Annotated in this window: 13 protein-coding genes; 5 read left to right on the top strand and 8 right to left on the bottom strand. The window is 33.5% G+C overall.

What is annotated here, in order from left to right; all coding sequences use genetic code 11:
* Positions 1-28: 28 nt before the first annotated feature.
* Positions 29-349: a YbaB/EbfC family nucleoid-associated protein gene (locus DNC80_RS12785; protein WP_144893801.1), complete on the bottom strand. Its 321-nt coding sequence runs from the start codon at positions 347-349 to the stop codon at positions 29-31.
* A gap of 66 nt (positions 350-415) precedes the next feature.
* Between DNC80_RS12785 and DNC80_RS12790 the strand changes: the two genes are divergently transcribed.
* Complete coding sequence (locus tag DNC80_RS12790) at positions 416-2551, top strand: S9 family peptidase (RefSeq protein WP_182651564.1); 2136 nt, start codon at positions 416-418, stop codon at positions 2549-2551.
* A 70-nt stretch (positions 2552-2621) separates the two neighbouring features.
* Entirely contained in the window at positions 2622-3662 is a 1041-nt protein-coding gene (locus DNC80_RS12795) for a PLP-dependent cysteine synthase family protein (RefSeq protein WP_086453818.1), read from the top strand.
* A 137-nt stretch (positions 3663-3799) separates the two neighbouring features.
* Here the strand turns inward: DNC80_RS12795 and DNC80_RS12800 are convergent, their stop codons facing one another.
* Both DNC80_RS12800 and gcvT read right to left on the bottom strand, forming a co-directional pair.
* Positions 3800-4510, bottom strand: a complete 711-nt coding sequence (locus DNC80_RS12800) for a YebC/PmpR family DNA-binding transcriptional regulator (protein ID WP_144893803.1) — start codon at positions 4508-4510, stop codon at positions 3800-3802.
* Between the two features lie 58 nt (positions 4511-4568).
* The gene (gcvT, locus tag DNC80_RS12805; RefSeq protein WP_182651565.1) at positions 4569-5651 is read right to left on the bottom strand and encodes a glycine cleavage system aminomethyltransferase GcvT; all 1083 of its coding nucleotides are present in this window, start codon (positions 5649-5651) and stop codon (positions 4569-4571) included.
* A 371-nt stretch (positions 5652-6022) separates the two neighbouring features.
* Between gcvT and DNC80_RS12810 the strand changes: the two genes are divergently transcribed.
* From DNC80_RS12810 to DNC80_RS12820, 3 genes are all read left to right on the top strand, one after another.
* Positions 6023-6886: an NAD(P)H-hydrate dehydratase gene (locus DNC80_RS12810; protein WP_182651566.1), complete on the top strand. Its 864-nt coding sequence runs from the start codon at positions 6023-6025 to the stop codon at positions 6884-6886.
* Positions 6887-6952: 66 nt separating this feature from the next.
* Complete coding sequence (locus DNC80_RS12815; RefSeq protein ID WP_182651567.1) at positions 6953-7747, top strand: HipA family kinase; 795 nt, start codon at positions 6953-6955, stop codon at positions 7745-7747.
* A complete protein-coding gene (locus DNC80_RS12820; protein WP_182651568.1) occupies positions 7725-8108 on the top strand; it encodes a DUF3037 domain-containing protein in 384 nt (127 codons plus the stop codon). The genes DNC80_RS12815 and DNC80_RS12820 overlap by 23 nt, the downstream gene beginning before the upstream one ends.
* A 58-nt stretch (positions 8109-8166) precedes the next feature.
* Here DNC80_RS12820 and DNC80_RS12825 read toward each other — a convergent pair whose 3' ends face one another.
* The 5 genes from DNC80_RS12825 to DNC80_RS12845 all read right to left on the bottom strand — a co-directional run bounded on the left by DNC80_RS12825 (position 8167) and on the right by DNC80_RS12845 (position 13082).
* Positions 8167-8691, bottom strand: coding sequence for a GNAT family N-acetyltransferase (locus DNC80_RS12825; protein ID WP_182651569.1), 525 nt, complete (start codon positions 8689-8691; stop codon positions 8167-8169).
* A 371-nt stretch (positions 8692-9062) separates the two neighbouring features.
* A complete protein-coding gene (locus DNC80_RS12830) occupies positions 9063-10034 on the bottom strand; it encodes an alpha/beta fold hydrolase (protein WP_220485247.1) in 972 nt (323 codons plus the stop codon).
* Positions 10018-11628, bottom strand: a complete 1611-nt coding sequence (locus DNC80_RS12835) for a GMC oxidoreductase (protein WP_182651571.1) — start codon at positions 11626-11628, stop codon at positions 10018-10020. Before DNC80_RS12835 ends, DNC80_RS12830 begins: the two co-directional genes overlap by 17 nt.
* A gap of 287 nt (positions 11629-11915) precedes the next feature.
* Entirely contained in the window at positions 11916-12515 is a 600-nt protein-coding gene (locus DNC80_RS12840) for a DUF6624 domain-containing protein (protein WP_182651572.1), read from the bottom strand.
* 78 nt (positions 12516-12593) lie between these two features.
* Entirely contained in the window at positions 12594-13082 is a 489-nt protein-coding gene (locus DNC80_RS12845; protein ID WP_182651573.1) for a DUF4199 domain-containing protein, read from the bottom strand.
* Between the last annotated feature and the right edge of the window lie 327 nt (positions 13083-13409).

Raw genomic sequence — 13409 nt, forward strand, 5'->3', positions numbered from 1 at the left:
CTCATAATTCAAAAATTATAATCCCTGATTACTTAAACAAATTATCCATTCCAGGAATCATTGGCATGTCCATTTTTGCTACTGCATCAAGTTCAGCTTCGTTTGTTTTAGTAGCCTTTTCAATCGCTTTGTTTAAAACCAGGATTAAATAATCTTCTAATTGTTCTTTATCTTCAAGTAAAGCGTTATCAATTTGTATTGATTTTATAGCTCTATTAGCAGTTAGAGTTACTTTTAATAAACCATCAGTGCTTTGCTCATCAATAAGAACAGTATCTAATCTTTTCTTAGTATCTTCAATTTTTTGTTGGGTTTCTTTTAATTTACCCATCATGCCCATTAAATCCATGTTAAAATTATTTTAAGTTTTAAATACAAAATTACTACATTAGTGTTTCAATTCAATAAAAGAATCATGAAAAATAAAGCTTTACTAAGTGGTCTTTGTGTTATTTTTGCACTTTCAATAATTAAAATAAACGCACAGCAAATGTCCGAAAATATAAAAGCACCTTTAGCAAAAATAATTCCAACCGTTTTAGAGAAACACGGTGATACTCGTGTGGATAATTATTTTTGGTTAAACAAAAGAGAAAATCCAGAGGTTATTGATTATTTAAATCATGAAAACAGTTACTACGAAGCTATGACTGCGGATACCAAGGGTTTTCAGAAAGAATTGTACGAGGAAATGAAATCTCGTATTAAAGAGGATGATGAATCAGTGCCATATCTTTACAACGGTTATTATTATATTACCCGTTTTGAAACAGGAAAAGATTATCCTATTTACTCTAGAAAAAAAGGAAGTTTAACTGCTGCCGAAGAAATTCTTTTTAACTGTAATGATTTAGCCAAAGGGCATTCTTACTTTCAATTAGGTGGATTAAGTGTAAGTCCGGATAATAAATTTGCAAGTTTTGGTGTAGATATTGTCGGAAGAAGAATTTACGCTATTCAAATAAAAAATTTAGAAACAGGGGAAATTTTATCTGATAAAATAGAAAATACAACTGGTAGTTCTGTGTGGGCCAATGACAATAAAACGATTTTTTATACCAAACAAGATGAAGTTACACTGCGTTCTGATAAAGTATTCAAGCATAAATTAAATACAAACTCGGATCAAGATGTACTAGTGTTTTTTGAAAAAGACGATACTTTCAACGTCTCCGTTGGGAAGGAAAAATCAAAAAAATATATTGTAATAGGATCGGGGAGTACCCTGACTACCGAGTATAGAATCTTAAATTCAGACACTCCTGATGCTGAATTTAAGGTTTTTCAACCTAGAGTTCGTGGCTTAGAGTATAGTATTTCACATTTTGGAGATTCGTTTTATATTTTGACCAATAAAGACAAAGCAACAAACTTCAAGTTGATGAAAACTCCCGAAAGTGCTACTGCAAAAGCAAATTGGGTTGATGTCATTGCGCATAGAGATGATGTTTTGCTGGAAGATATTGAAATTTTCAGAAACTATCTTGTTGTTGAAGAACGTTCTAATGGTTTAAATCACATCCGTATTATGCCGTGGAGTGGTGAGGGAGAATATTATTTGCCTTTTGGTAGTGAAACTTACAATGCCTACACTACTACAAATGTAGATTTTGATACTGATATTTTGCGTTACAGCTATCAATCCTTAGCAACTCCTTCTTCTGTTATCGATTTTAATATGAAGACCAAAGAAAAAGAAGTTAAGAAGGAGCAACAAGTTCTAGGTGGAAAATTTGATAAAAACAATTACACAGAGGAACGAGTTTGGGCCACTGCAACTGATGGAACCAAGGTGCCAATTTCAATGGTTTATAAAAAAGGTCTGAAAAAAGACGCTAATAATCCGGTGTTACTTTATGCGTATGGTTCTTATGGCGTGACTATGGATACTTATTTTTCATCAACGCGTTTGTCTATTTTAGACAGAGGTTTTGTTTTCGCCATTGCGCACATTCGTGGTGGCGAAGATTTAGGAAGACAATGGTACGAAGATGGGAAATTGCTTAAAAAGAAAAATACTTTTACCGATTTTATTGATTGTTCTAAGTATTTAATTCAAGAAAAATATACCTCTCCAGAACATTTGTATGCCGAGGGCGGATCAGCAGGTGGATTGTTGATGGGAGCAGTAGTAAATATGGCTCCAGAATTATACCATGGAGTGATTGCTCAAGTTCCATTTGTTGATGTTATCACCACTATGCTAGATGATACGATACCACTTACTACAGGTGAATACGATGAATGGGGTAATCCAAATGAAAAAAAATATTACAAGTACATGTTGTCTTATTCTCCATATGATAACGTAAAAGCACAAAAATATCCTAATATGTATGTTTCTACAGGCTTGCATGACTCACAAGTACAATATTGGGAACCAGCAAAGTGGGTTGCAAAGCTGCGTACGCTAAAAACTAACGACACAACGTTGTATTTAAATACAAACATGGATGCAGGGCATGGCGGGGCTTCAGGTAGGTTTGAGGCTTTAAAGGAATTAGCAAAGGAGTATAGTTTTTTACTAGATTTAGAAAAAATTAAAAACTAATTAGAATATTTTTGTTAAATTTGCACTGTTCGTAGTTGAATTAAAATTTGCTGCGACTAACTATTTTTTTATGAAAAAAGAGATATCTGCTTATAATAATGTCTTAGAATTAATAGGTAATACTCCACTTATTAAGCTAAATAAAGTTACTGAAGATTTAGTTGGAAATTTTTACGCAAAAGTAGAAGCTTTTAATCCAGGACATTCCTCTAAAGATAGAATTGCTTTATATATTATTGAAGAAGCTGAAAAAAGAGGGATTTTATCACCTGGTGATACTATAATTGAAACTACATCTGGTAATACTGGGTTTAGTTTGGCAATGGTAAGTATTATCAAAGGGTACAATTGTATACTAGCAGTAAGCTCAAAATCATCCAAAGATAAAATTGACATGCTACGTAGCTTAGGTGCCAAGGTTTATGTTTGTCCAGCTCACGTATCAGCAGATGATGAACGTTCCTATTATAATGTAGCGAAGCGTTTACATGAAGAAACGAAAGGTTCTGTTTACATTAATCAGTACTTCAATCAGTTAAATATTGATGCACATTACAATTCTACAGGTCCAGAAATTTGGAAACAAACTAATGGAGCCATTACGCATCTTGTAGCATGCAGTGGTACTGGTGGAACTATTTCAGGAACTGCAAAATACCTGAAAGAACAAAATCCTAATATTAAAATTTTAGGTGTTGATGCTTTTGGTTCAGTTTTGAAAAAGTACCATGAAACTAGAGAATTTGATAACGAAGAAATTTATCCATACAGAATTGAAGGATTGGGTAAAAATCTAATTCCATCTGCAACTGATTTTGATATTATAGACAAGTTCATGAAGGTGACAGATGAGGAAAGTGCGCACACTGCCAGAGAAATTACTAAAAAAGAAGGTTTATTTGTTGGATATACTTCTGGAGCGGTGATGCAAGCAATTAAGCAATACGCAGAAGAGGGAGAGTTTGACGAAAATAGTAATGTAATAGCTATTTTTCCAGATCATGGATCTCGATATATGAGTAAAGTTTTTAGTGATGACTGGATGAATGAGCAAGGATTTTTTGACAGTATCAATGAAGAAGAAGTTCAAAAAATTGAATTTATAAAATAGTTCAAATTGTAATAGTCTTATATAAAACTCCAGAATGTATCTGGAGTTTTTTTTGCTAAGTTTTAAAATATTTATTAAGGTATGGGCAAAAAAAAACTCCTGATTACTCAAGAGTTTTTTGGTTTTTACGAAAAGAATTATTCTTCCATAGTATGATAAACGTTCATCACGTCATCATCCTCTTCAATTTTTTCAATTAATTTTTCAACATCAGCCATTTCTGCTTCGGTTAACTTCTTTGTAATTTGAGGGATACGTTCGAATCCCGAAGATAAAATTTCAATGCCTCGACTTTCAAGTTCTTTTTGAATGGTTCCAAAACTACCAAAAGGAGCATAAATTAAAATTCCATCTTCATCAGCAAAAATTTCTTCTGCTCCAAAATCAATAAACTCTAATTCAAGTTCTTCTACATCTTGATTGTTATTTGGGATTCTAAAATTACAGGTATGATCAAACATAAACTCTACAGAGCCTTGTGTTCCCATAGTTCCATTGCATTTGTTGAAATAACTTCTAATGTTTGCAACAGTTCTATTATTGTTATCTGTTGCAGTTTCTATCAAAATCGCAATTCCGTGCGGCGCATAGCCTTCAAACAATTGTTCCTTGTAATTTGCTGTATCTTTGTCAGTCGCTTTTTTTATAGCACGCTCCACATTTTCTTTAGGCATGTTAACTGCCTTAGAGTTTTGGATTACGGCTCTTAGTCTCGAGTTGGCCTCAGGATTGGGACCACCTTCTTTAACAGCCATTACAATATCCTTACCTATTCTGGTAAATGCTTTGGCCATTGCTGACCAACGTTTCATTTTTCTTCCTTTTCTAAACTCAAACGCTCTTCCCATTACTATTTGTTATTTTGAACTGCAAAAATACAATAATTATGCAGGTTTAAAAATCATTTTATTTCTTATAAAAAGGCAATTTTACCACCTTAGCTAATACATCATTTTTTCTAATACGAATAAAAATTTCACTATCTAGTGCGCTATTGGCAGTTGTAACGTAACCCATTCCTATTCCTTTGTTCATTGATGGAGACATGGTTCCAGATGTCACAATTCCTATAACACTTCCTGATGCATCTACAATTTCATAATCATGTCTTGGCACTGCGCGCTCTTGCATTTCAAATGCAACTAACTTTTTAGTCACTCCAATTTCTTTCTGCTTTTTTAAATTTTCAGCATTTGTGAAATCCTTAGTGAATTTAGTAATCCAACCTAAACCAGCCTCTAAAGGTGAGGTTGTATCGTTGATGTCATTGCCGTACAAACAAAAACCCATTTCTAAACGCAAGGTATCACGAGCAGCAAGTCCTATTGGTTTTATGCCAAAAGGAGCACCTGCTTCAAAAACTTTATTCCAAATTTGTTCTACCTCTTCATTTTTACAATAAATTTCAAAACCTCCAGATCCAGTATAACCCGTTGCTGATATAATTACGTTTTCAATTCCAGCAAAATCACCTACCTCAAAATGGTAATACGCAATGGCTGATAAATCTTTTGAAGTTAAGGATTGCATTGCTTCAACCGCTTTTGGTCCTTGAATGGCAAGTAAAGAATAATCATCCGAAATGTTTTTCATATCTACACCCAAATCATTTTGAGCTGAAATCCAGTTCCAATCTTTTTCAATATTTGAGGCGTTAACTACCAGTAAATATTGCTCTTCCTTCATTTTATAAACCAGTAAATCATCAACTATTCCACCATCATTATTTGGTAAACAAGAATATTGCGCTTTGCCAATCGTTAAAGTCGATGCATCATTTGAAGTTACTTTTTGTATCAAAGCCAATGCATTTGGTCCCGTAAGCAAGAATTCTCCCATGTGAGAAACATCAAAAACGCCTACTGTATTACGAACCGTTTCATGTTCTGCGTTAACGCCTTCGTATGAAATTGGCATATTGTATCCAGCAAACGGAAGCATTTTTGCTCCCAAACTCTCGTGTATGTGCGTTAGCGCAGTATTTTTCATGGTGTTTTTGATATAAAATTTAAAGTCGCTAATTTATTGATTTTATTTTGGCTTACAAAGGCTGTAGGAGCAAAGTTTCAAACGTTTTCGGTATTTTTTAGTTTGCTAAAAAAAATATTTTAAGGAGCTATTTGCTGTATTGCTAAATATTTTTCTTAATAAAATGGATTTCATAGATATAGTATGCTAACAAATCCCGTTTACTTTTAACTTAAAGAAAACCCTAAACGTTATTTTTAAATTAATGGAATCAAATGCTCTCTTTTGTTTTTTACTTACGTTCGACTTTTTTTTAAAATATTTAATTATGCATTTTATTGTTTGTGTAGATTTCTTGTTTTCAATTAATTATTGTAATTTTAAAAAAAACAATGCAAAAATTGATACCGATTAATCATTTTGAAATACTAAAAATTTATAAAGGAACTGATCAGTTTACACATAAAGGAATTCAGGGACATGCACTGATTATTGGTGGAAGTTATGGGAAAATTGGTTCTATAAGTTTAGCTTCAAAGGCTTGTTTGAAAACTGGTTGCGGATTGGTAACTGTTTTTATTCCAAAATGTGGGTACTCTATTCTTCAAACAGCGATTCCCGAAGTCATGGTTCTTACTGATTTTCAGGACGAAATAATTTCTGATATTACTTTCAAAATTGTACCGCAAGCTATCGGAATTGGTCCAGGTTTAGGTCAGGAAATTGAAACACAAAAGGCATTTTGTCAGTTTTTAAAAACGAATAAAACGCCATTAGTAATCGATGCTGATGCATTGAATATTTTATCCAAAAATAAAGAATGGTTTTCTTTGGTACCACCCAAAACAATCTTAACGCCACATCCCAAAGAATTGGAACGATTAGTAGGAAAATGGGATTCCGAAGAAGAGAAAAGGAGTAAAGCAATTTACTTCTCTAAAAAATACAATGTTATCATTGTGATGAAAGGCGCACCCACCCGAATCATTGATGGAGAAACCGTCTATGAAAATACCAGCGGAAATGCTGCGCTTGCAACTGCTGGAACTGGCGATGTTTTGACGGGGATGATTACTAGTTTATTAGCGCAGTTGTATGATCCTCTTCATGCAGCCTTGATAGGTGTTTATCTTCATGGTTTAACAGCTGATATTGCATTACCAGAAACTGGTTATCAATCGTTTATTGCTTCAGATATTATTGCCAATATTGGAAAAGCTTTTCTGAGTTTAGAAGCGGAACAGAAAATAAATTAAGATAGTATAATCATTTCTTAATTTGTAAGTTTGTACCACAGCAAAACTGCTTTATCCAATTCAATTATGGAAAAACAACCCCATCTTAGAACCGTAAATGTTACGCGATACATAACTCCGCTGCGGGAAGGCGGTTCTTTACCAGCTCTTGCTGAAGCAGATGATGATTTTAAATATGTTTTAAAGTTTAAAGGAGCAGGCCATGGCGTAAAAGCCTTAATTGCAGAATTGATAGGGGGTGAGATTGCTAGAGTTTTGAACTTAAAAATGCCCGAATTAGTATTTGCAAATCTAGACGAAGCTTTTGGGCGTAGTGAAGCTGATGAAGAAATTCAAGATTTATTACAAGGCAGTCAAGGACTTAATTTAGCCTTGCATTATTTATCTGGTGCTATTAATTTTGATCCTGTTGTAACTGTAGTTGATGCCAAACTAGCTTCGCAAATTGTTTGGTTAGATGCTTTTATTACTAATGTGGATAGAACATTTAGGAATACCAATATGCTGATTTGGCATAAAGAGTTATGGTTAATTGATCATGGAGCAAGTTTTTATTTTCATCATTCTTGGAGCAATTGGGAGAAACATGCAAAAAGTCCTTTTGCCTTGATAAAAGATCATGTTTTGTTGCCTCAGGCTTCTTTGTTACAAGAAACAAATCTTGAATTCAAATCTATTCTTTCAACAGAAGTTATTAGAAACATTGTCAATCTTATACCTGATGCTTGGCTTCAATGGGAAGAAAACCAGGAACAACCCGAAGCCATTAGGGAAGTTTATTTTCAATTTTTAAGTACTCGTTTAGATCATTCCGAAATTTTTATAACAGAAGCACAAAATGCAAGAGCAACACTTATATGAGTATGCCGTGATCCGTGTTGTGCCAAGGGTAGAACGCGAAGAATTCCTTAATATTGGGGTTATTCTTTTTTGTAAAAGAGCAAAATTTATAAAAGTTTTATTCGAAATTAATGAGGGTAAACTCCATCTTTTTTCGAATGACTTAGACATAGAACAATTGAAATTAAACATTCAAGCTTTTGCAAAAGTAGCTCATGGTGAAAAAGATGCTGGGCCAATTGGGCAATTTGATCTCCCTTCGCGATTTCGATGGTTAACGGCACTTCGTAGTTCAGTCATTCAAACTTCTAGACCACATCCAGGATTAGGTGACAATTTAGACCAAACAACTCAGCGCCTTTTTGAAGACTTAGTGCTGTAACATCTTGGTATCCAAAAATACCCTTTCAAATTATTTTATTCAAAAGGGTATTTACACTTTAAAGTGTTTCAGGTTTGTTTATAGTTTTGCTAAGTACCATAAATTCTAAAGGTTCATTAGCAATAGGAATATGTACATCACTTGACGGAAACGGTTCTCTCGCGCCAGTGTCTTTATAACCATTACGAAGGTACCAAGCAATTAATTCTTCACGAACGGTAATTACGGTCATGGCAATTTTTGGTAAACCTAGTTCCAAAGCATGAATTTCAGCTTGCTGCAATAATTTTTTTCCAACGCCTCCATTTTGTAAATGTGGTGCAACGGTCAACATGCCTAAGTACAAGTGATCGGTTTTGTCAACTAGCAAAACGCAGCCGACAATTTCATCGTTACAACTAAATTTTAGTAGTGTATTTTTTGTATTTAAAACGGTTTCTTTTAATTCAGTCTCTGTGGTACGCAATCCTTCCAGAATGTTAGCTTCGGTAGTCCAACCTTTCTTGGAGGTTTCTCCGCGATAGGCTGAATTAATCAATTGATTCAATGCTGTAAGGTCTTCAAGTGTAGCTTTGGTAATCATATAGGACTGTTTTTTTAGATACCAAAGGTAAAAAAAACCATTTCACTATTACAATAAATTTGTTTCTTTTCAAGGGAACTGCAATTGCGTTTATTCAGAAAATTTAATATTTATCCTTTAATTAATTACTATTATTTTGCTCACAAAGAGGGGGCTAATGAGCAATTTTAATTGCTGTAAAACTTCCTTTTTTGTGAATTATCGGCATCGATATAGTTGATTTACACTGCAATTAAATTGACTTTTTGTAAATACTAAAGGAGGAAGTTAGTAATGTGCTGACTTCTGATAAATAGGATTAGCTTTTGCAAATAGATATTCTTATTCTACAATTGTTTATCGTTAATTACATGCTAAACTTTTAGTCCTTTTTAAAATTTTTTATTGCTACTGAGATCTTTTTTCAAGAACTGAAGTACTGGTTTTAGACTTTCAATGGGGCTTTCTTCCATTGGAGTATGACCGGTATTTTGTATAATAGCTAAGGAATTATGAGGCAAATCTTTATGAAACTTCGTTGCATTTTCTAATGGAATTAATAAATCTTCAGATCCCCATAGTATCAGTGTAGGCTGCTTGATTGTTTTGATGTTCTTGTAAGCTGAAGTGTCTTTTTCTATCGTAAAACGGTCTACAAATGCCTGACGATTACCTTCTCTCAAAGTTAGTTCATAGTAACGATCAACTAAATCTGGCGTCACTTTCGATTTGTCAAAATAAATATTTTCGACACTTGCTTTTACTATAAAACGCGGCGTAATATACGTGAGCATTTTATTTAGAATGGGAGTTTGGCCAATTTTAAAAGCAACTGGTACACTTTTAGAAATTTGCCGATATCCTGCTGCATCTATTAAAATCAATTTTTCAACCATTTTAGGTTGAGCTACTGCAAAATTCCAAGCGATTTCTCCTCCTAGAGAATTACCAGCTAAAATGCATCGCTTAACTTGTAAAGAATCCAAAAAGGTTTTGATAAATTCAGTGTAATGTTGAATCGAATAATTGCGATCAGGAAATGGTCCGGTTAAGCCATAGGCAGGCAAATCCATTCGGATCACGCGATTGGTTATTTTTAAACGGTTCGCCCACGCATCAAAGGTATGCAAACTGGATGCCGTGCCGTGAATAAGTACAATAGGGATGGTATCCTGTTGATTGCCTTCATCACGATAATGAACATTCATTCCATCAATTGAAAAAAAGGAGGAAGCCTCATTCGTATACTTTGTTTTCAAGTCTATAAATGGAATATCACGATGACCAAAAAATAGCAGTATGGCAATAATAAGGATGGCTAAAAAGCATCCAATAATTTTTATAAACTTAATTAAGTATTGCATCGACTTCCACTGATTGTTTGATGATAATTTCTTCCGATTTTTTGAAAGGAATTTTGTCCATCGCATGTTCTGCAATTGCTGTGATAGACAAAGATGGATTTACCCCAGGATTTGCTGAAATCATTGAACCATCTATGATATAGAGATTTTCGTATCCAAAAACTTTATTGTTTTTATCAATTACACCTTCACTAGCATTTGATCCCATCACTGCACCACCTAATATGTGAGCTGTAGAAGGAATTCCAGCGATAGTTTCTACCGCAAAAGAAGTACTGACACCATTTACAGCCTCACTGTATTCTTTGATCAATTGAACAGACTCTGGAATAAAAGGAGATGGCTTTTTACCTTTACTAACGGTTGAATTCATGAATCCAAAAAAGTTGATTTTGAGTTTTAGTGTACTCTCTAATGTTTGCATAAAAAGCAGTACCACCGTTTTTTTTGCCCAACTGTTTCTAAAATATATTGTAAAATAATTTGCTGGCGACTTTACTAAAGCAGCAAGAACTTTTGCAATGCGCACAAAAGCGTTACTGCCTGTTACATAGGGAAAGTGAATTAATTTCCACGCATTTGAACCTTCAGAATAGCGGCAAATTTCTAGGTGACTGTTCTCATCTGTATCTAAAATACTTCCGATGGCAACTCCTTTTGAAAAGTTTTTTTCTTTATCAAGCGTGGAAACACTAACAAGAGTTTCATTATTAGTTCTAATGTCTTCCCCCAATCGATCTGAAATATTGGGTAAAGATTTTGTCTTGAGTTGCAGTAGTAATTTAATAGTTCCTAGCACACCACCAGAAAAAATGACTCCTTTACTTTTAATGGTACTTTTTTTGGTAAAAAATTGTGTACTTGTTTTTATAGAAACTTCGTAGCCATGGGTGCCATCTGAAGTATTGATTGGTTTAACATCATAGACTTCCTGCTCCGCCATAATAACCGCTCCATAATGTTGTGCGAGGTACAAATAATTCTTGTCAAGGGTGTTTTTAGAATTGTTTCTGCAGCCTGTCATGCAAGCACCGCAAAAATTGCAACCTGTTCTTTCAGGTCCTTTTCCATCAAAATAGGGGTCTTTTTTAGTAACGTTTTCTTCTCCAAAATAAACGGCAACATTTGTGGCATCAAATTTATCTTCCATACCCAATTTCTGGGCTACTTTTTGTAATCCAAGATCACCATCAAATAATTTAGGATTTTTAGCGGCGCCAAGCATTTTTAGTGCTTCTTGATAAAAAGGCGCGAGTTCTTTTTCCCAATCGTTCAAGGTACTCCAGCTTCCAGTTTTAAAAAAGGTAGACTTTGGAATGGGTAGCGTATTGGCGTAGACCAAAGAACCTCCACCAACACCAGTTCCCGAAAGAACAGCGACATGTTTAAAAATGGTAAGCTTCATGATACCAAAAAAACGGAGACTTGGCAACCAAAGCCATTTTTTAAAATTCCAGTTGGTTTTGGGAAAATCTGCTGCTTGATACCATTTTCCTTTTTCGATTACGACTACTTTATACCCTTTTTTTGATAGCCGCAAGGCACTCACAGAACCACCAAAACCACTACCTACAATAACATAATCGTATTCCATCGTATCTGTTTGATTATAATTTACCGCAAAGTTTGGATCGATGCTTTTGAAATTTTGTTTTTCTCAAATGTATAAAATGTTTTAATCTTAATAGAATAGTGTTGTCAATAATTTGTTGACTTTGTAAAATATATTTGGCTGTAGTGATGTGATTGCCAAACTCAAAAATGATATTCACCTTTTAAGGCAACAGTCTTTATTGGCTACAATATCCTATACATTGCTAAAATTATCCATTTTTATGCTAGCGTAAATTGAGGTCTTAAAAAAAGCTTATTAATGCTATTTTATTTAATCCATCCAACTTTTTTTTTCCAAAGATTAATTTCTATTTCTCTTTCAAAAAGGTTTTTTGGAACTGTTTGATTTTCATTTTTTGCTTGTAGTCTTATTTTTTGTGTTTGTTCTTCTATAGTATTTAAACCAATTTTTAATCTTCGAATGTTTACCATCGATAAATCATCGCACATATTTGGACTTAAGACACCATTTTTGTCCCAATCAAATTGAGTCCCAAATAATTGAGGTTTTCCCTCGAATACCGCTATTCTATCTGATAAACGAGCCAAATTTCCTTCGTAATTTTTATTTTCAACTATCCCGTTCTCTAAAATTTTCAAACATTTTTTCATGAATTCAGGTTCGCTAATAGCATGTTGTATGATTAGCCAAGCAGATTCACTTGCTTCAATTCCAACTTTTTCAACATTAGGAAAACCCACTTCATCAATAATCGCATTGAGTTTTTTTGCATTGCTAATGTGAAGATTTTCCATTGCAAGATCATAACTATGAGAGAGCTTTTTTTGCTCAATCAATTTTTGTCTTAATTCTAAATCCTTATTTTTTAATTTGATTATTTCATTTGCAACTTCAGAATAATTCATTTTATTAGAAAAATTTTCGGTTTTAAAAATAGCTATTCCTTTCAGTCTGTCTAAAAAACTGCTTTTAACGCTTTTAAGTTATTTCAACTTTTTTGATCTTATAAAAATCATAGCAATGGCAGTCGTTACGATTCCCATCATCAAAGCACCTATTGCACCTTGTTTAGCATAATTTGAATAGTTAAAGTTTGCTTCTGCTTCAGCAATCGATTTGAAGTAGCCAATTTCAACAGAACGTTTAATCACATTTGGAAAATATTCTGGCGAAATTACATATGAAATGATCCATTGAGCCAACGGACTTAATAATGCAATGATAACAGACAAAATTATACCCGAAATAAGTCCTTGTTTATAACTCATATGGCCACTATAATAAACCTTCTTTTTTTCTTGTAACGCCAGAACCATAAATACTATAGCTGGAATTGCAAACAGGTTTGTAAGATAAAAATGGTAGTCAATATAGGTACTATGGAGTCCGCTCAACTTTTCTAATACCATCCAAAGTAATGTCATAATTGAGAATAAAATTGCCCATTTGATTTCAATTTTTAATTTTTTCATGGTCTATTTTTTAAGTTAATTTCATATAGTTTTATCCATTCCCTAAGCCGTATCTTTCATAATATTACCACAAACATAAGTTGTGTAAAAACATTTAAACGAATACGTTATGGTTAATTACAGAGTAAATATATTTGATTGAAATTAAAAATTAAATTTTTTCTGGGAAAAGTTGCTTTTTGAGTATAAGAATAAACATAAGTATAAAATGATTTAAAATCGCTATTTGATTTCTAAAAAAGTAATTCTTCCACTTCCAGTTCTAGTTATGAAAAAGCTAGAAACAGCTGAATGAGCAGCACATGTTGGCTTGAGAGATGGTTACAT

Source organism: Flavobacterium sp. SOK18b (assembly GCF_014156605.1).
Classification (GTDB): domain Bacteria; phylum Bacteroidota; class Bacteroidia; order Flavobacteriales; family Flavobacteriaceae; genus Flavobacterium; species Flavobacterium tiangeerense.

What these genes read in the sequence shown, in the direction of transcription:
- DNC80_RS12785 (WP_144893801.1), bottom strand. Translation starts at nt 349, where the DNA reads ATGGATTTAATGGGCATGATGGGTAAATTAAAAGAAACCCAACAAAAA.
- DNC80_RS12790 (WP_182651564.1), top strand. Translation starts at nt 416, where the DNA reads ATGAAAAATAAAGCTTTACTAAGTGGTCTTTGTGTTATTTTTGCACTT.
- DNC80_RS12795 (WP_086453818.1), top strand. Translation starts at nt 2,622, where the DNA reads ATGAAAAAAGAGATATCTGCTTATAATAATGTCTTAGAATTAATAGGT.
- DNC80_RS12800 (WP_144893803.1), bottom strand. Translation starts at nt 4,510, where the DNA reads ATGGGAAGAGCGTTTGAGTTTAGAAAAGGAAGAAAAATGAAACGTTGG.
- gcvT (WP_182651565.1), bottom strand. Translation starts at nt 5,651, where the DNA reads ATGAAAAATACTGCGCTAACGCACATACACGAGAGTTTGGGAGCAAAA.
- DNC80_RS12810 (WP_182651566.1), top strand. Translation starts at nt 6,023, where the DNA reads ATGCAAAAATTGATACCGATTAATCATTTTGAAATACTAAAAATTTAT.
- DNC80_RS12815 (WP_182651567.1), top strand. Translation starts at nt 6,953, where the DNA reads ATGGAAAAACAACCCCATCTTAGAACCGTAAATGTTACGCGATACATA.
- DNC80_RS12820 (WP_182651568.1), top strand. Translation starts at nt 7,725, where the DNA reads ATGCAAGAGCAACACTTATATGAGTATGCCGTGATCCGTGTTGTGCCA.
- DNC80_RS12825 (WP_182651569.1), bottom strand. Translation starts at nt 8,691, where the DNA reads ATGATTACCAAAGCTACACTTGAAGACCTTACAGCATTGAATCAATTG.
- DNC80_RS12830 (WP_220485247.1), bottom strand. Translation starts at nt 10,034, where the DNA reads ATGCAATACTTAATTAAGTTTATAAAAATTATTGGATGCTTTTTAGCC.
- DNC80_RS12835 (WP_182651571.1), bottom strand. Translation starts at nt 11,628, where the DNA reads ATGGAATACGATTATGTTATTGTAGGTAGTGGTTTTGGTGGTTCTGTG.
- DNC80_RS12840 (WP_182651572.1), bottom strand. Translation starts at nt 12,515, where the DNA reads ATGAATTATTCTGAAGTTGCAAATGAAATAATCAAATTAAAAAATAAG.
- DNC80_RS12845 (WP_182651573.1), bottom strand. Translation starts at nt 13,082, where the DNA reads ATGAAAAAATTAAAAATTGAAATCAAATGGGCAATTTTATTCTCAATT.